18 protein-coding genes and 1 tRNA gene are annotated in these 15,564 nt (G+C 66.7%); 9 read left to right on the plus strand and 10 right to left on the minus strand.

What is annotated here, in order from left to right; translation table 11 throughout:
* Positions 1–217 precede the first annotated feature (217 nt).
* Positions 218–1,108, minus strand: a complete 891-nt coding sequence (locus ACF8ML_RS15420; protein ID WP_016450106.1) for a LysR substrate-binding domain-containing protein — start codon at positions 1,106–1,108, stop codon at positions 218–220.
* A 64-nt stretch (positions 1,109–1,172) separates the two neighbouring features.
* Positions 1,173–1,571 carry a hypothetical protein gene (locus ACF8ML_RS15425; protein ID WP_047325991.1) on the minus strand — a complete coding sequence of 133 codons (399 nt, stop codon included), beginning with the start codon at positions 1,569–1,571 and terminating at the stop codon, positions 1,173–1,175.
* A gap of 814 nt (positions 1,572–2,385) precedes the next feature.
* On the opposite strand from ACF8ML_RS15425, the gene ACF8ML_RS15430 reads away from it, so the two are divergent.
* Complete coding sequence (locus ACF8ML_RS15430) at positions 2,386–4,464, plus strand: bifunctional 2',3'-cyclic-nucleotide 2'-phosphodiesterase/3'-nucleotidase (RefSeq protein ID WP_034367775.1); 2,079 nt, start codon at positions 2,386–2,388, stop codon at positions 4,462–4,464.
* A gap of 100 nt (positions 4,465–4,564) precedes the next feature.
* Here the strand turns inward: ACF8ML_RS15430 and ACF8ML_RS15435 are convergent, their stop codons facing one another.
* Entirely contained in the window at positions 4,565–5,173 is a 609-nt protein-coding gene (locus ACF8ML_RS15435) for a PaaI family thioesterase (protein ID WP_392407348.1), read from the minus strand.
* A 105-nt stretch (positions 5,174–5,278) separates the two neighbouring features.
* Here ACF8ML_RS15435 and ACF8ML_RS15440 point away from each other — a divergent pair, with 105 nt between their 5' ends.
* Positions 5,279–5,767 carry a MarR family winged helix-turn-helix transcriptional regulator gene (locus ACF8ML_RS15440; RefSeq protein WP_047325988.1) on the plus strand — a complete coding sequence of 163 codons (489 nt, stop codon included), beginning with the start codon at positions 5,279–5,281 and terminating at the stop codon, positions 5,765–5,767.
* 36 nt (positions 5,768–5,803) lie between these two features.
* Entirely contained in the window at positions 5,804–7,087 is a 1,284-nt protein-coding gene (locus tag ACF8ML_RS15445; RefSeq protein WP_017406746.1) for an MFS transporter, read from the plus strand.
* A 30-nt stretch (positions 7,088–7,117) separates the two neighbouring features.
* On the opposite strand, the gene ACF8ML_RS15450 is transcribed toward ACF8ML_RS15445, so the two are convergent.
* Both ACF8ML_RS15450 and radC read right to left on the minus strand, forming a co-directional pair.
* Positions 7,118–7,777, minus strand: coding sequence for a Smr/MutS family protein (locus ACF8ML_RS15450; protein ID WP_013803859.1), 660 nt, complete (start codon positions 7,775–7,777; stop codon positions 7,118–7,120).
* A 62-nt stretch (positions 7,778–7,839) separates the two neighbouring features.
* Positions 7,840–8,520, minus strand: a complete 681-nt coding sequence (radC, locus tag ACF8ML_RS15455) for a DNA repair protein RadC (RefSeq protein WP_160853355.1) — start codon at positions 8,518–8,520, stop codon at positions 7,840–7,842.
* Between the two features lie 97 nt (positions 8,521–8,617).
* Here radC and ACF8ML_RS15460 point away from each other — a divergent pair, with 97 nt between their 5' ends.
* Both ACF8ML_RS15460 and ispH read left to right on the plus strand, forming a co-directional pair.
* Positions 8,618–9,088 (plus strand): peptidylprolyl isomerase, encoded by a 471-nt coding sequence (locus ACF8ML_RS15460; protein WP_016450099.1) that lies wholly within the window; start codon positions 8,618–8,620, stop codon positions 9,086–9,088.
* A 1-nt stretch (position 9,089) separates the two neighbouring features.
* Entirely contained in the window at positions 9,090–10,088 is a 999-nt protein-coding gene (ispH, locus tag ACF8ML_RS15465) for a 4-hydroxy-3-methylbut-2-enyl diphosphate reductase (RefSeq protein ID WP_016450098.1), read from the plus strand.
* Positions 10,089–10,166: 78 nt separating this feature from the next.
* Here ispH and ACF8ML_RS15470 read toward each other — a convergent pair whose 3' ends face one another.
* On the minus strand, positions 10,167–10,865 hold the full coding sequence (locus tag ACF8ML_RS15470) for an HPP family protein (RefSeq protein ID WP_016450097.1): 699 nt from the start codon (positions 10,863–10,865) through the stop codon (positions 10,167–10,169).
* Positions 10,866–11,002: 137 nt separating this feature from the next.
* On the opposite strand from ACF8ML_RS15470, the gene serS reads away from it, so the two are divergent.
* On the plus strand, positions 11,003–12,319 hold the full coding sequence (gene serS / locus ACF8ML_RS15475; protein ID WP_016450096.1) for a serine--tRNA ligase: 1,317 nt from the start codon (positions 11,003–11,005) through the stop codon (positions 12,317–12,319).
* Between the two features lie 33 nt (positions 12,320–12,352).
* Positions 12,353–12,442 (plus strand) — tRNA-Ser (locus ACF8ML_RS15480).
* Positions 12,443–12,560: 118 nt separating this feature from the next.
* Here ACF8ML_RS15480 and ACF8ML_RS15485 read toward each other — a convergent pair.
* The 4 genes from ACF8ML_RS15485 to ACF8ML_RS15500 all read right to left on the minus strand — a co-directional run bounded on the left by ACF8ML_RS15485 (position 12,561) and on the right by ACF8ML_RS15500 (position 14,321).
* A complete protein-coding gene (locus ACF8ML_RS15485) occupies positions 12,561–12,842 on the minus strand; it encodes an H-NS family nucleoid-associated regulatory protein (RefSeq protein WP_016450095.1) in 282 nt (93 codons plus the stop codon).
* A gap of 140 nt (positions 12,843–12,982) precedes the next feature.
* A complete protein-coding gene (locus tag ACF8ML_RS15490) occupies positions 12,983–13,342 on the minus strand; it encodes a hypothetical protein (RefSeq protein WP_016450094.1) in 360 nt (119 codons plus the stop codon).
* 152 nt (positions 13,343–13,494) lie between these two features.
* Positions 13,495–13,845, minus strand: a complete 351-nt coding sequence (locus ACF8ML_RS15495; RefSeq protein WP_047325987.1) for a four-helix bundle copper-binding protein — start codon at positions 13,843–13,845, stop codon at positions 13,495–13,497.
* A 119-nt stretch (positions 13,846–13,964) separates the two neighbouring features.
* Positions 13,965–14,321, minus strand: coding sequence for a PRC-barrel domain-containing protein (locus ACF8ML_RS15500; protein WP_016450092.1), 357 nt, complete (start codon positions 14,319–14,321; stop codon positions 13,965–13,967).
* 401 nt (positions 14,322–14,722) lie between these two features.
* On the opposite strand from ACF8ML_RS15500, the gene ACF8ML_RS15505 reads away from it, so the two are divergent.
* Together ACF8ML_RS15505 and ACF8ML_RS15510 are read left to right on the plus strand one after the other, a co-directional pair.
* Entirely contained in the window at positions 14,723–15,103 is a 381-nt protein-coding gene (locus tag ACF8ML_RS15505) for a hypothetical protein (RefSeq protein ID WP_047325986.1), read from the plus strand.
* Between the two features lie 99 nt (positions 15,104–15,202).
* Positions 15,203–15,553, plus strand: a complete 351-nt coding sequence (locus ACF8ML_RS15510; RefSeq protein WP_017407778.1) for a DUF1304 domain-containing protein — start codon at positions 15,203–15,205, stop codon at positions 15,551–15,553.
* Positions 15,554–15,564: the final 11 nt, after the last annotated feature.

A 15,564-nucleotide genomic window follows, 5' to 3' on the forward strand; every position in this document is an offset into this window, starting at 1 on the left:
CCGCGACCCCTTCGCTGCGCTGCGGGGCAACCTGCGTCGGGCCGCCTGCGGGGTTCGCCGCAGAACTCACTGCGCGCTCCGTTCAGACAGCTGCGGCGAGTCAGTTGACGAAGCAGTCCTGTCCTTCGGCAGGACTGCAAGCCCGCAGGCGGCCCGACGCAGGCGCTGACATACGGGGAGTGGGCTCGGGCCTTTGCTGCGCTCGGCCTGGTGTTTTTTAGCGGGGCATGTTGGTTCTGGTGGCGGGGGCCAGTTGCGCCGCGAACTCGCGCGCGGCCGCACTGTAGCTGGCGCCTCGGCGCCACAGCAGGCCTGCGGTGCGGATGAGCTGGGGGGCGACCAGGTGGATGGCCACCATGTCCGTGGCCTGCTGGGCGGCGCGCTCGGGGACGATGGTGGCCATGTCGCCCCAGCGGCACAGCGCGATCAGCGATTCCACCGAGCCCATTTCCGCGCGCAGCAAGGGCGTGACGCCTGCGGTGCGCAGCCCGTCCTCGATCAGGCTGCGCGTGTAGAACGTGCGCGGCAGCAGGGCCAGGGGCACGCCGGCCAGCGACTTGACGGACAGCGTGCGGCGCCCGGCCAGCGGGTGCGAGGGGTTGACCAGCAGCATCATGCGTTCGTCGAACAGCGGCAGCGCGTCCAGCTCGGCGCGCTGGGGCGGGTGAAAGCTCACGCCCAGGTCCAGGCTGCCGTCCAGCAATCCCTGCTCCACGGGCGGGGCCAGCAGCTCGATCACCACCACGTTGACCTTGGGATAGGCACGCATGAAAGCCGCCACGGCCGGGGCGACCAGGGTGTTGAGGAAGGTGGGAATCACGCCGATGGTCAGCGTACCGGTCTGCAGCTCGCTGAGGTCGGCCAGGGCCATGCGCCCGGCCTCCACCTCATGCAGCGCGCGCTCCGCATAGTTGCGGAACACAACTCCGGCCTGCGACAGCTTCAGCCCCCGGCCAATGCGCTCGAACAGCGCCATGCCCAGCTCCTCCTCCAGCTGGCGCAGCCCATGCGAGAGCGTGGACTGCGTGACATAGAGGTTTCTGGCCGATGTCGTCAGGTGCTCGGTCTTGGCGATATCGACAAAGTAGCGCAGCTGGCGCAGTTCCATGGGTGAAGGCAAGGGGGTGTTCGGCGGGCCAGTTTCTCACAGAGATACGGGCGCGCCGCACAGTTCACTCGCCGTCGTCCTGGTCCACGAACTCCACCAGCTCCGGCAGCATCTCCAGCTGCTGGATAGCATCCTTGAGCCGCAGGCCGAAGCGTGATTCCGGCCGCCCGAAGGCGCCCTGCGCCAGCCGCAGCGCCGCTGTTGCCTTGATCCACTCCACCTCGAAGGCATAGCGGTCCGCATGCTGCTGGACACTCATGCGCTTGATGTGCTCCAGCGCCAGCTCCACGGCGCAGTCCACATCGACTTCGCTGTCGTCCCTGTCAGGATCGTCGACCATCAGTTCGATCAACTGCTGCAGCGTGCTGTGCACCAGGCCCAGCGAGGCGTGCATGGCCTGCCGCCAAGTGGGAAGAAAAGGTGGTTGGGGAGAAGACGCCTGTGCGGCGATGAGGGGGTGCATATCTTGGTTCCTGCGTGAATCAAGAGAACCACTCGCTACCCTACGACAGGCGACGGGTGGACGGGATGTTCGTAACACGCACGCAGACGTGCGGCCATCCTTGCGGGTAGGCCCATCCCGTCCAAAACCGATCGAAGCGAATGCGTGCTGACGCACCCGCCCCAGGTATCTGGACATGACAAAGCCCCCTTTAAGGTGGGGGCTGCACCTCTACGTGTTTGGTGTTACGACACACCAAGCCTTTCGGCTCGCCGCAAGTTTAACGGCTGCGTATCAAGAAACCAGGCCGAGCGCAGCGAAGGCCCGAGCAAGCTCCCCGTATGTCAGCGCCTGCGTCGTGGCGGTTGTGGGGTTGCAAGCCTGCCGAAGGACAGGCTTGCTTCGTGATCTGACTCGCCGTGATGTTTGAACGTAGCGCGCAGCGCGAAGTGAGTTTCACGGCGAACCCCGCAACCGCCACGACGCAGGTTGCCCCGCAGCGAAGCGAAGGGGTCGCGGACATCCGGGTCGCCTTTGCTTTGCCTACTTTCCTTCGGCCGGCGTACCGGTGGCGAAACAAAGGAAAGTAGGTCGGCCGCCGGGCCGAAACCCGGCCTCGAAAAGAAACCCCCCGGCAGGGACAAAAAACAGCACCAGACCAAGTCCAGACCAAGTCCAGACCAAGTCCAGAACAAGACCAGAACAAGACCAGAACAAGACCAGAACAAGACCAGAACAAGACCAGAACAAGACCAGAACAAGCCCCCCCACCTGTCACACCCCTGTAAACCCCCACCAACAAACTCCCCCCCTTCACTACCCCCACAAAAACCACATGCCGCTGAGCAAACTCCCCACATTGCAATCCCTGCTCCTGTCCCGCCGCCTGGCGCTGAGCGTCCTGGCCAGCGCCGCGCTGGTGGCCGCCTGCGGTGGCAGCGACAGCAACGACAGCACGACGCCCCCGGTGGCCAGCCAGCCCGCGACGGCCACGCTGGCCGTGCTGGAGACCACGGATCTGCACTTCAATGTGCGCAGCTATGACTATTTCAAGCTGGCCGAGGATGCCTCCTACGGCTTCGAGCGCACGGCCACGCTGGTGCGCGCGGCGCGCAAGGAGTTTGCCAATACGCTGCTGGTGGACAACGGCGACACCATCCAGGGCACGGCCCTGGCCGATTACGAGGCCGAGGTGGCCAAGATCCCCTGCACGCAGCAGCTGTCCATGTACAAGGCCATGGGCGCGCTGGGCTTCGATGCGGGCACGCTGGGCAACCATGAGTTCAACTACGGCCTGCCCTTCCTGAACCAGGTGCTGGGCGGCGGCCTGGACGTGGACGGCGTGGACAAGTCGGTCAAGTGCGCGGGCAATGGCTTTCCGGTGGCGCTGTCGAATGTCTACAGCAGCAAGACCAAGCAGCCGCTGGTGCAGCCCTACGTGATTCTGGAGCGCAAGATCGCGGCCAAGGACAAGGATGGCAAGGCGGTGGAGCTGCCCATCAAGATCGGCGTGATCGGCTTCACCACGCCGGGCATCATGAACTGGGACAAGCGCTATCTGGAGGGCAAGCTCTACACCGAAGGTGCCGTGGAGTCCGCCCAGAAGTACCTGCCCGAGATGCGCGCCAAGGGCGCCGACGTGGTGGTGGCCATGCTGCACGGCGGCCTGGATGGCGCGGCCTACTCGCCGACGATGGAAAACCCCGGCCTGCACCTGAGCAAGGTGGCCGGCATCGACGCCATGGTCATGGGCCACCAGCACGGCGTGTTCCCCGATACGGCGGCCACGCCGGCGTTCACGCAGGCGGGCGTGGACAACAAGGCGGGCACCATCAACGGCGTGCAGTCGGTGATGGCCAGTTCCTGGGGCAAGGCGCTGGGCGTGATCCAGCTGGCGCTCAAGTGGGACGGCAAGCAGTGGAGCGTGGACAAGAGCGCGGGCAAGAGCGAGCTGCGCAATATCCAGACCGGCAAGGACGCCGCAGGCAAGGCCACCTACGTGGCCGTGGACCCGACGGTGGCACCGCTGATCGAGAGCCAGCACCAGGCCGCCATCCAGTACGTGAAGACGCCCATCGGCAGCACGGACTTCCGCATGAGCACGCTGTTCGCCGATGTGGGCGACCCGGGCGCCATCCAGATCGTCAACCAGGCGCAGCGCGACTATGTGGCCGACTATGTGAAGGCCAGCCTGCCGCAGTACGCGCAGCTGCCCGTGCTGTCGGTGAGTGCGCCGTTCAAGTCGGGCTTCCAGGGCGGCGCCGACTACACCGACGTGGCCGTGGGCCCGCTGGCCATCTACAACGCGGCCGACCTGTACCTGTACCCCAACACCGTGTATGCGGTGAAGGTGAATGGCGCCGACATCAAGGACTGGCTGGAGGCCGCTGCCAAGCGCTTCAACCAGATCGATCCGGCCAAGACGGGTGAGCAGCAGCTGATCAGCACCTTCCCGGGCTACAACTTCGACATGTTCACCACGGCCGATGTGCAGTACGAGATCGACGTGACCCAGCCCGTGGGCAGCCGCATCAAGAACCTGCAGTACCTGGGCAAGGCCATCGACCCCGCGCAGGAGTTCGTGATCGCCACGAACAACTACCGCGCCACCAGCGGCAAGAGCTTCATCGCCAAGCTCGACGGCTCCAGCGCCATCTGGGCCTCGCCGGACGCCAACCGCGATGTGGTGATCGGCTACGTGCGCAAGAACGGCAGCATCACGCGCGCTGCCAATGGCGCGGCCAAGAGCTGGCGCTTCACCAAGGTGGCCACCTCGGCCAACGTGGTGTTCAGCTCCGGCGCCAACGCGCTGCCGGTGGCACAGGCTGCGGGCCTGGCCAACATCTCGCTGGTGGCGGCCGATGACGGCTCGGGCAAGGGCACGTCCAAGTACCGCCTGGATCTGTCGAAGTAAGCCGGACCGGCCATCAAAAAGCCCCGTGCCTGGCGCACGGGGCTTTTTGCATTGGTGGCGGCTTTCTGCGTGTTGAGCGGGTTGAGCTTGTTCAGCGTGCTCACCGAGCAGGAGGCATCTCGAACACCAGGCAGGTGGTCGTGGCATGGGCGTAGAGCGTGCCGTCGGGGCCGACCAGGCGCGCCTCGGCCGTGGCCAGCTGGCGGCCGCAGTGCAGCACGCGGCCTTCGGCGCGCACGCGCGGCACGCGCGGGGTCAGGGCCTTGACCAGGTTCACGCCCAGCTCGGCCGTGGTGTAGCCCCGGCCCGGCGGCATGCAGGTGTGGACGGCGCAGCCCAGCGCCGAGTCCAGCAGGGTTGCGAACCAGCCGCCGTGCACCGTGCCCATGGGGTTGAGGTGGTTGGCGCCGGGGCGGCCCTGGAAGACGGCGCTGCCTTCGCCCACGGAAATCAGCATGAAGTCCAGCGTGCGTGCAATGGGCGGGTAGGGCAGTTCGCCGCGCAGCATGGCCTGCATCAGCTCCAGCCCGCTGCGGCCTGCGACCTGGTCGGGGCGCGATACGCCTGCGCCGGGGCCGGCGTCCAGCCGGAGGGTGACCGCCTGTTCCTCGTCCAGCCAGGCTTGCAGGGCAGGGGAGATGGCGCTGGAGGTGACGCTGGAGGTTGTGTTGCGGGCGGCCTGCTCCGGGGAGTGGGTGCGGGTGTCCATGGAATGTCTCTCTTTCATTGGGAAAAGTGCGGGCTCCAGGCTGTCTGGGATGGCGGCGTGGATATTATTGTATCTACAACAGTTGTATATGCAATAATCTGCGCCATGCCAGTGAATCCAGACATCCTCGCCGTGCCCCAGGGCTGCACCAACCACCGCGTGCGCCAGCTCATGCGCAGCGTGGGCCAGGTGTATGACGCCCATCTGAACGAGACGGGGCTGCGCATCACACAGTATTCGCTGCTCAGCCACGTGCTGGCCGCCAGTCCGGTGCGGCCCTCGGACCTGGCGCGGCGCATGCGCATGGACGCCTCGACGCTGACGCGCAACCTCAAGCCGCTGATCGACGCCGGCTGGGTGCGCATGGGCCAGGGCGAGGACCAGCGCAGCCGCCTGGTGCACATCACCGACGCGGGCCAGGCCAAGCGCGAAGAGGCCAAGCAAAGCTGGAAGACCGCACAGAACGAGCTCAACGCCCGCGTTGGCCTGGAGCGCGTGGCGGCCCTGCATGCGCTGATCGACGAATGCCTGGTGCTGCTCGATGGCGGCAATGGCGATGGCGATGGCAACGCTGCAGACGGCCCGCAGGCGTAGGCCCTACCTAATTCCCAACCCCCCGAAGAGACTCCCATGCTCTCCAACTCCACGGCGCGCTGGCTGCAGCGGCGCGGCATCCACTACGGCTGGCTGGTCGCGGCCATCACTTTCCTCACCATGCTGACCATGTCGGCGGCGCTGGGCCTGCCGGGCGCCATGCTGCAGCCGCTGTCGCGCGAGTTCGGCTGGAGTACGGAGCAGATATCGAGCAGCCTGGCGCTGCGCTTTGCACTGTTCGGCCTGCTGGGGCCGTTTGCGGCCGTGATGATGGAGCGCTTCGGCCTGCGTGCCGTGATGTGCATGGGCCTGGCCCTGGTGGGCGGCGCCATGGCGATGGTGACGCAGGCCACGCAGCTGTGGCATCTGTTTTTGCTGTGGAGCCTGCTGCTGGGCATGGGCACGGGCCTGACGGCGCTGGTGCTGGGCGCCGTGGTGGCCAACCGCTGGTTTGCGGCGCGGCGCGGGCTGGTCATCGGCGTGCTCACGGCCAGTGCGGCCACGGGGCAGCTGGCCTTCCTGCCGCTGGCCGCCTGGATGATCGAGCACTGGGGCTGGCGCTCGGCCACGGTGCCGGTGTTCGTGGCCAGTGCCCTGATCGCGGTGCTGGCCCTGCTGTTCGTGCGGGACCGGCCTTCGGACCTGGGCCTGGCGCCCTTTGGCGGCGATGCATCAGCCCCGCCGCCGCCGGCCATGGCCATGAACTTCGGCACGCCCTTCAAAGTGCTGGCCGAAGCCGCGCGCAACCGCACCTTCTGGCTGCTGGCGGGCACCTTCTTCATCTGCGGCCTGTCCACCAACGGCCTGGTGCAGACGCACTTCATCTCGCTGTGCGGCGACAACGGCATGGGCGCGGTGCCCGCCGCGTCGGTGCTGGCCATGATGGGGGCCTTCGACTTCGTGGGCACCGTGCTGTCGGGCTGGCTGTCGGACCGCTACGACAACCGCAAGCTGCTGTTCTGGTACTACGGGCTGCGCGGCCTGTCGCTGTTCTGGCTGCCGCATTCGGAGTTCACCTTCTACGGCCTGGGCCTGTTTGCCATGTTCTACGGGCTGGACTGGATCGCCACGGTGCCGCCCACGGTCAAGCTCACGGCCCAGCATTTCGGGCCGCAGAAGGTGGGGCTGGTGTTCGGCTGGATCTTCGCGGCCCACCAGCTGGGCGCGGCCGCCGCTGCCTGGGGCGCAGGCCTGACGCGCACTTTGCTGCTGACCTATACGCCCGCGCTGTATGCGGCCGGCCTGGCCTGCCTGGTGGCGGCGGTGATGGCGCTGGTGATAGGGCGGGCGCGCAAGGCGGCGGCGGTGGCCGCGGCCTGAGCCCCATCACCGCTCACGCCATCCACGCCTTCAGTACAGCTGGCGCTTGCCTGGCTGCAGCAGGACGACCAGGGCGCCCGCGCCACCTTCGGCCGGGCGGGCCTGCACAAAGGCCAGCACTTCCTTTTTCTGCACCAGCCAGCGCAGCACGCGGCCCTTGAGCACGGGGGTCTTGCCCGGCGAGCCCAGGCCCTTGCCGTGCACCACGCGCACGCAGCGTATGCCGGTGCGGTGGGACAGGCGGATGAACTGGCCCAGCGCCTCGCGCGCCTCGTCCACGCGCAGGCCGTGCAGGTCCAGCTGGCGCTGGATGCTCCACTGCCCGGCGCGCAGCTTGTGCGTCACGTCCAGGCCGATGCCGGGGCGCCGGAAGCTGAGCTGGTCGTCGGTGTCCAGCAGGGTGCTGACGTCGAACTCGTCGCTCATGGCCTCCTGCAGCACGCGCTGCTCGTCCAGCTCCAGCTGCAGGGGCAGCGGCTCGGGGGGCTCGGGGGCATGGAGGTGGCGGGCGTGCGCGGACTTGAGCGCATGCACCGGGCCCACGGTGTTTTCGAACAGCTTTTGCTCGGCCAGGAGGCGGCGCGCCGCCTCGGCGCGCTGCTGCTGGAGCAGGGCCTCTTGGGCGGCGGCTTCGGCCAGTGCGCGGCGCACTGGCGCGAGGTCCTGCAGGCTGGTGGCTTTCAAAGTCATGGTGACGCCGGTTGTACCGCAATTTCGGCACCCCGGCGGCCATGGCGGGCCCAGCCGGGGTCCTACAGCATCCCCTGGCCCGCCATGGACAGAGCGGCGCCCGGCGCCACGATCACATGGTCCAGCACCTGGATGTCCATCAGGCCCAGGGCAGCCTGCAGGCTCTGCGTGACGGCCCTGTCCGCAGCGCTGGCCTGGACATGGCCGCTGGGGTGGTTGTGGGCCAGGATGACGGCACCCGCGTGGTGGTGCAGGGCGCGCAGCACCACTTCCCGGGGGTAGACGCTGGTGCGCGTGAGCGTGCCGCGGAACATCTCCTCCAGCGCGATCAGCCGGTGCTGGCTGTCCAGGAACAGCACGGCGAACACCTCGTGCTGGCGTGCCGCCAGGTGCAGCTGCAGGTAGCGCGCCACGGCCTCGGGCGAGGCCAGGGCAGGGCGCTCGCGCAGTTGCTCGGCCGTGGCGCGGCGCGCCAGTTCGAGCACGGCCAGGAGTTGTGCGCTCTTGGAAGGCCCCAGCCCCTTGATGGCCTTCAGGTCGGCATGCCCGGCCTGCAGCAGCCCGGACAGGCCGGGCCGGCCGGGCAGCTGCAGCAGTTCCTGGGCCAGCTGCAGCACGCCCTTGCCGGCCATGCCGGTGCGCAGCACGATGGCCAGCAGTTCGATGTCGGAAAGCGCCGAGGGGCCGTGTGCCGCGAGCCTTTCGCGCGGCTGGGCCTGGGCGGGCAGGTCTTTGAGAGCCATGGTTCAGCCAGGTGAGGGGCGCCGCAGGGGCACCGTTGCACGGGGCGTGGGGACATGGATGTTTTTCTACAATACGGGCCAGTTTATCGGGACTTCCATGACCTCTAGCGCTTCTTCCCCGGCCCACCCCACGGTCCAGGCCGGCTCGTTCCTCACGCTGCACTACCGCCTGTCCGGGCCTGCAGGCGATGTGATCAACACCTTCAATGACAAGCCCGCCACGCTGTCCCTGGGCGCGGGCGAGCTGTCGCCCGCCGTCGAGCAGCGCCTGCTGGGCCTGGCCGAAGGCACGCGCACCACGTTCGAGATGCCGGCCGGCGAAGCCTTCGGCGAGCGCAACGGCGACATGATGCAGTGGGTGGCGCGCAAGCTGATGAACGAGCTGGGCGACCCGCACGAGCAGTACGCGCCCGGCGACGTGGTGCAGTTCCCCACGCCCGACGGCCTGGGCAGCTACGCGGGTGCCGTGGTGCAGGTGCGCGAGGACGGCGCCGTGCTGTTCGACTTCAACCACCCGCTGGCCGGCCAGCCGGTGACCTTCGAAGTGCAGATCATCGGGGTGCTCTGAGGTGCTGGATTCGACCTCGCCCCAGGAAATCCTGCTGGCCGAGCCCCGGGGCTTCTGTGCCGGCGTGGACCGCGCCATCGAGATCGTGGAGCGTGCGCTGGCCAAGTTCGGCGCGCCCATCTACGTGCGCCACGAGATCGTGCACAACACCTTCGTGGTCAACGATCTCAAGGCCAAGGGAGCGATCTTCATCGAGGAGCTGGACGACGTGCCGCCCGGCGCCACCCTGGTGTTCAGCGCCCACGGCGTGAGCCGGGCAGTGCAGGAAGAGGCGCGGCGGCGCGGTTTCTCCATCTTCGACGCCACCTGCCCGCTGGTGACCAAGGTGCATGTGGAAGTGGCCAAGCTGGCCAAGGAAGGCTACGAGTTCCTGATGATCGGCCACAAGGGGCATCCAGAGGTCGAGGGCACCATGGGCCAGCTGTCCGAGGGCATCCACCTGGTCGAGGACGAGGCCGATGTGGCCCGTGTCACCCCCCGCCAGACCGAGAAGCTGGCCGTGGTCACGCAGACCACGCTGTCGGTGGACGATGCCGCCGGCATCACGGCGGCCATCCGCGCGCGCTTTCCGCAGGTGCGCGAGCCCAAGCAGCAGGACATCTGCTACGCCACGCAAAACCGCCAGGACGCCGTCAAGGTGCTGGCGCCGCAGGTGGATGTGCTCATCGTCGTGGGCAGCCCCACCAGTTCCAACAGCAACCGCCTGCGCGAGCTGGCCGCGCGCCTGGGAACGCCCGCCTACATGGTGGACAACGCGGGCGAGCTGTGCGAGGAATGGTTTGCCAATGCCGGGCGCGTGGGCCTGACGGCCGGCGCCTCGGCGCCCGAGGTGCTGGTGGACGAGGTCATCCAGCGCCTGCGCCAGCTGGGCGCGCTGTCGGTGCGCAAGATGGATGGCATCGAGGAGACCGTGAAGTTCCCGCTGCCCAAGGGCCTGAAGATCGACGCGGCCACGGGCCTGGAGATCTCCGTGGGCAAGCAGCCCGAGACGGGCGGCTGAACCGCAGGCGCAGCGGGCATATTGGCCAAAAAGCAAACGGGCGCCTGGCGCCCGTTTTGCATGGTGGGGCCGAAAGCCTCAGCTCCACAGATCCAGCGGCGGATCGGAGGCCACGGCGCGCAGGATGTCGGTGCGGCTGATGAAACCGGCCAGCAGGCCCTGCTCATCGGTCACGGGCAGGCCCGGCAGGCCGGTCTCCAGCAGCACGCCGGCCACGCGGCGCAGGTCGGTGGTGGTGGCCACCGTGGGTATGGGGGAGATCATGACCTCGTTCACGGGCCGGCGCGCCAGGGCAATGGCGTCCTTGATCGCACCGGGCTCGGGCAGCAGGTCCAGCGGCGCCATGTCGGCACGCAGCAGCAGGCCGACCACGCGGCCACCGGCATCCAGCACGGGGGCCTGGGCCACGCCGTGCTCGGCCAGCACGCGCCAGGCGTCGTTGACACCGGCCTCGGGCGACACCGTCACGGCCTCGTGGCTCATCACGTCGGCCACGGTCTGCAGGGGCTGGCGTGGCTGGCTGGGGCCTTTTTCCGTGGAAAGGTAGGCATCGACCGCGCCACGGCTGCGCGGAGCGGGCTCCGGCGCGCCGGCAGGCTGGCCCGCGAGGTCGGCCAGGATGGCGGGGAACGAGGCGGCGGCGTCGCCCGCCATCACATCGGCCGAGCGCGTGCGCAGGGCCTGCGGGCGTTGTACGCGGCGCACGGGCGCCACCTGGCCCAGCCGCTCGGCGGGACCGCGAAACATCTGTCCGTTGGGACCGAAGACAAAAAACATGGGTGCTCCCGGGTGCGCAAACCGCTGTGGGCGGCATATTGGAAGTATCGGCGCCGGCGCGGGATTTCTGTAGCAGCAAGACCCCCAACGCCCAGGGGCGGGCGCTGCCATGGCGATACCGCCTAAAATTGCCGGCTATGCTCGATATCCTTCTTCTTCGCAAAGACCTTGACTCGGCCGTCGCACGGCTGGAGACCCGCAAAAAGCCCCAGGCCTTCCTGAACGTGGAGGCCTTCCAGTCCCTGGAAGCAGAGCGCAAGTCCCTGCAGACACGGACCGAGGAGCTGCAGTCCAAGCGCAACCAGCTGTCCAAGCAGATCGGCATGCTGATGGGCAAGGGCGAGAAGGACGCTGCCGAGGCCGCCAAGGCCGAAGTCGGCAGCCTCAAGACCGAGCTGGACCAGTCGGCCACGCGCCTGGAGCAGATCCAGGGCGAGCTGCACGCCATGCTGCTGGCCGTGCCCAACCTGCCGCACGAAAGCGTGCCCGTCGGTGCGGACGAAAGCGGCAATGTGGAGGCGCGCCGCTGGGGCACGCCCAAGACCTTTGATTTCGAGGTCAAGGACCATGTGGACGTGGGCCAGCCGCTGGGCCTGGATTTCGACATGGGCGTCAAGCTGTCGGGCTCGCGCTTCACCGTGATGAAGGGCCCCATCGCCCGCCTGCACCGCGCCCTGGCGCAGTTCATGATCGACCTGCAGACCGACTCGCATGGCTACACCGAGTGCTATGTGCCCTACGCCGTCAATGCCGACTCGCTCAAGGGCACGGGCCAGTTGCCCAAGTTCGAGGGCGACCTGTTCGCCGCCAAGAAGGGCGGCCAGGACGGCGAGCCCGTGCCCGACAACGCGGCGCTCTACCTGATTCCCACGGCCGAGGTGCCGCTGACCAACTTCGTGCGCGACGTGGTCGTGGCCGAGGACCAGCTGCCCATCAAGCTCACGGCCCACAGCCCCTGCTTCCGCTCGGAGGCCGGCAGCTACGGCCGCGACACGCGCGGCATGATCCGCCAGCACCAGTTCGACAAGGTCGAGATGGTGCAGATCGTGCATCCGGAAAAGAGCTACGAGGCGCTGGAAGAGATGACCGGCCACGCCGAGGCCGTGCTGCAGAAGCTGGGCCTGCCCTACCGCGTGATGAGCCTGTGCACGGGCGACATGGGCTTTGGCTCGGCCAAGACCTATGACCTGGAAGTCTGGCTGCCTGCGCAGAACACTTACCGCGAGATCAGCTCGGTCTCCAACTGCGAGGCCTTCCAGGCGCGCCGCCTGCAGGCGCGCTTCAAGAATGCCCAGGGCAAGAACGAGCTGGTGCACACCCTCAACGGTTCCGGCCTGGCCGTGGGCCGCACGCTGGTGGCGGTGCTGGAGAACTACCAGAACGCCGACGGCTCGGTGACCATCCCCGAGGCGCTGCGCCCGTACATGGGTGGACAGACTTTGCTGAAGGCCTGAATTTTTAGGCTATAATTTCAGCTTCGACGCTGCGGAGAGGTGGCAGAGTGGTCGATTGTACCTGACTCGAAATCAGGCGTACGTGCGAACGTACCGAGGGTTCGAATCCCTCCCTCTCCGCCAGAAACATGAAACCCAGTGCTATGTGAATAGCACTGGGTTTTTCTGTTTCCGGCATTGCCTGGCGAGAGTCCGGGCGATTGGGGCCGCCATAAAAAATGCCCGCGTTGGCGGGCCATGCTCAGATCTCGAGGGCCTTGCGGTCCTTGCCTTCGATCCAGCGCGGCGGCTTGCCCCGTCCCGTCCAGGTGGCTCCGGTGGCGGGGTCCCGGTATTTCGGCACGCCAATGTTGGCGGACTTGGATTTGCGGGCGCTGAAGATGTCGTCGTGGGTCAATCCGAACTCATGGACGAGTTCTCGGACCTTGGCGATGACTCCGCCTTTCTCCGCCTTCAGCGTTTCGGCAATCCGTGCCTCAAGCTCGCTCTTTTGCTTGAGCAGGGTTTTGTAATCTGCTGTCATATGTTCCTCATGGATAGTGTGCTACACAATGACGCATTTTATGGAGACAGGGTCGATGTCGCATGTGGGACATCGTCGGTGTTTGCACCTAGGTTTTTCAATATTCCGCCATTGTTCGGGATTGAGCGCGAGGCATTTGTCTACGCCTCGACAAACTCCCGGTGGCTGCTGAAGTGCAGGATTTCGGAATCCTGCGCTCCGCCCTGTCTTTGAATGACGATGGTGCCATTGGCATGCAGATAGATTCGGATGCCCGGCGTGGTCTCCGAATCCCAGTAGCAGGGGCTTTTGTCGAGGTTTTTCCAGCCGTGCTCTGCGCACAGCGTGCGCTGGCGCATGCTGTTGAGCAATTGCCTGCGCGCGCCTGCGCCCTCGCAGATGCGCATCCACAGCAGCAGGAGCATGTCGTGCGCTTCCTGGCGGGATGAGCAGGGAGGCATGTGCTTCAACTGGCCCAGGAGGGTAAGGAACCGCTGTTCTATGCTGATGTTCAGTGCCATGCCCATCTCCTTTGTGCGTGGATATGCATCAAAGTGTAGGCAGCGTCGAAGGCTGCCGATATAGGGCGGATGACGACAGCGCCGGTGGCTTTTTTTCCTGCCGGTTTGCAGGATGGGTGCCTGGCCGGCTGTCGTGACAAAGGCCAGCGGCGTCAGTGCGACTGCATGCCCATGAGATTGCACGACATGGCGCATTGCTGGCAGGCTGCCGCGCAGGTCTGGCAATGGTCGTGGGAATGCTTGCTGCATTCGTCGGCGCAGGCCTGGCAGATCCGGGCGCACAGGCGGCAGATGTCTGAGACATGCGGACTTTGGCGCGCCATTGAGGCCACGGCCAGTTCGCAGACCTGCGCGCATTCAAGATCCTGGGCAATGCAGGCGGCCATCATCTGGACGTCTGTTTCCTTCAGGCAGGCGGCGGCACAGGTATTGCAGGCAATGATGCAGGCCTGGCAGGCATCCATGCAGGCCTTGTAGTCGATGGACGGTGGGGTGGTATTCATGGGAGTTCTCCTGGAATGAGGGAGTGAAGTCGCGCAGGGCGTTCTTCCTTGGCCAGCTATCCGCACCAAAGAAAACGCCCCGCGAACGGGGCTGTGTCAAAGACCGCAAGGGTCGGGATTTACAGGTAGGGCACGCCGTAGTAATCGTTCACGCGGCGTCCATATTCATCGGTGTAGGCCGGTGCCGTGTCGCGCTCATAGCGGGGCGCGTTGTCCAGCTGCTCGCGCGTGAGCGACACCACGTAGCCGTTCATGTCGGGCTCGTACTTGAGGGATTCCCAGGGCAGCGGATAGCGGTCCGTGCCGATGCCCAGAAAGCCGCCGAATTCCATGACGGCGTAGCGCACCTTGCCGGACAGCTTGTCGATCATCAGCGTGTCTATGCTGCCCAGCTTGTCGCCCGCGGGGTTGTAGACATTGGTGCCGCTGACGGTTTCGGAAGAAATGACGCTCGATACGGTGTTGGGTGTGACCATGAGGCTCTCCATTGAGTGGGTTGGTGCTGGCACGCCGACGCTGTGCATCTGGCGGCTGGGCGATGCGGCATGGGAAAAGGCGCGGGAGGCGGCCCCTTCAAAGCCCGTGCATCGCCTGGCGAAGTCGAAGCCTGTGTGCTTCTGGGTTCCAGCTTAGGACCGCAATGAAGTGCTCCGGGTAGTCGGTGCGCCGCGACCGGCGTAGGAGGGTCCTTGGGCGCCGGAGGCCAGGTCCTACGAGCCCTTGTAGTCATGGTCTGCGCAGCTGCGGCCGTTTGCTGACGCGGCAGTGCAGCCTGGGCCGGCGTCGGCCTGGCGGGCACAGGCGTACAACGAAAACAGCAAGAGGGATGCTGCGGATGCAGTCCCGCGTCCACGGTCCATCCCCGAAGGAGATTCCCATGAATGCAAGCAACAAGCCATCCATCCCGCCGGTGTCTGCAGATGCGGTGGAGGACGAAGACCTGGCCGAACAGGCACGACCGGGCCACGGCGTACCTTCCCAGGACCCCGAGGCAGCTGCCCAGTACCAGCTGTCGCCGCAGGATGCGCAGCGCGAGTCACGCTCGGTGTTCATCGGCGGCGGCGTACTGGCCGGAGCCGCTGCCGGCGCTGCCGCCGGTGCGGTCATTGCAGGCCCGGTGGGTGTGGTGGTGGGCGGCACGGTAGGCAGCGTGGCCGGTGCGCTGGGCGGTGCGGCCGCAGGTGCCGTGGCGCCGGCAGAGAGTGCGCAAAAGCCAGTGGAAAAGCCCGTGCCACCCGGCAGCCAGTCTTCCGGGTGACACGGGCAGGCCGTTGCAGGCCATGTGTGGCGCGGCGGGCATGGACGGCGGCGGATGCATCCCGTATACAGGGGCCTGTCCACTTTCCTATCCACCCAGATGGCCAACGTTCTCATAGGCATCGTCGCCGCAATCCATGTCTACATCCTCGTGCTGGAGATGTTTCTCTGGGACCGGCCGGCTGGCAGGAAGGCCTTTGGGCTGACGCCGGAATTTGCGCAGCAGACCAGGACGCTGGCCGCCAACCAGGGGCTTTACAACGGCTTTCTCGCCGCAGGGCTGATCTGGGGGCTGGCGCAGGGCGCCGACGGCCTTGCGTTCAAGTACTTTTTTCTCCTGTGCGTGTTGGTGGCAGGCCTGTATGGCGCCGCCACGGCCAGCCGCAAGATCCTCTGGGTGCAGGCCGTGCCGGCCGCCGTTTCGCTGCTGGCCCTGTACCTGGGGCTGTGAGAACGCCCGGG

Origin of the sequence: Delftia sp. WSY_10 (genome assembly GCF_043104705.1) — a bacterium.
GTDB classification, from domain to species: Bacteria; Pseudomonadota; Gammaproteobacteria; order Burkholderiales; family Burkholderiaceae_C; genus Comamonas; species Comamonas tsuruhatensis.

Bases quoted from the DNA above. Each gene is read 5' to 3' on its own strand.
- ACF8ML_RS15420 (WP_016450106.1), bottom strand. From the start codon at position 1,108: ATGGAACTGCGCCAGCTGCGCTACTTTGTCGATATCGCCAAGACCGAG.
- ACF8ML_RS15425 (WP_047325991.1), bottom strand. From the start codon at position 1,571: ATGCACCCCCTCATCGCCGCACAGGCGTCTTCTCCCCAACCACCTTTT.
- ACF8ML_RS15430 (WP_034367775.1), top strand. From the start codon at position 2,386: ATGCCGCTGAGCAAACTCCCCACATTGCAATCCCTGCTCCTGTCCCGC.
- ACF8ML_RS15435 (WP_392407348.1), bottom strand. From the start codon at position 5,173: ATGGACACCCGCACCCACTCCCCGGAGCAGGCCGCCCGCAACACAACC.
- ACF8ML_RS15440 (WP_047325988.1), top strand. From the start codon at position 5,279: ATGCCAGTGAATCCAGACATCCTCGCCGTGCCCCAGGGCTGCACCAAC.
- ACF8ML_RS15445 (WP_017406746.1), top strand. From the start codon at position 5,804: ATGCTCTCCAACTCCACGGCGCGCTGGCTGCAGCGGCGCGGCATCCAC.
- ACF8ML_RS15450 (WP_013803859.1), bottom strand. From the start codon at position 7,777: ATGACTTTGAAAGCCACCAGCCTGCAGGACCTCGCGCCAGTGCGCCGC.
- radC (WP_160853355.1), bottom strand. From the start codon at position 8,520: ATGGCTCTCAAAGACCTGCCCGCCCAGGCCCAGCCGCGCGAAAGGCTC.
- ACF8ML_RS15460 (WP_016450099.1), top strand. From the start codon at position 8,618: ATGACCTCTAGCGCTTCTTCCCCGGCCCACCCCACGGTCCAGGCCGGC.
- ACF8ML_RS15470 (WP_016450097.1), bottom strand. From the start codon at position 10,865: ATGTTTTTTGTCTTCGGTCCCAACGGACAGATGTTTCGCGGTCCCGCC.
- serS (WP_016450096.1), top strand. From the start codon at position 11,003: ATGCTCGATATCCTTCTTCTTCGCAAAGACCTTGACTCGGCCGTCGCA.
- ACF8ML_RS15485 (WP_016450095.1), bottom strand. From the start codon at position 12,842: ATGACAGCAGATTACAAAACCCTGCTCAAGCAAAAGAGCGAGCTTGAG.
- ACF8ML_RS15490 (WP_016450094.1), bottom strand. From the start codon at position 13,342: ATGGCACTGAACATCAGCATAGAACAGCGGTTCCTTACCCTCCTGGGC.
- ACF8ML_RS15495 (WP_047325987.1), bottom strand. From the start codon at position 13,845: ATGAATACCACCCCACCGTCCATCGACTACAAGGCCTGCATGGATGCC.
- ACF8ML_RS15500 (WP_016450092.1), bottom strand. From the start codon at position 14,321: ATGGTCACACCCAACACCGTATCGAGCGTCATTTCTTCCGAAACCGTC.
- ACF8ML_RS15505 (WP_047325986.1), top strand. From the start codon at position 14,723: ATGAATGCAAGCAACAAGCCATCCATCCCGCCGGTGTCTGCAGATGCG.
- ACF8ML_RS15510 (WP_017407778.1), top strand. From the start codon at position 15,203: ATGGCCAACGTTCTCATAGGCATCGTCGCCGCAATCCATGTCTACATC.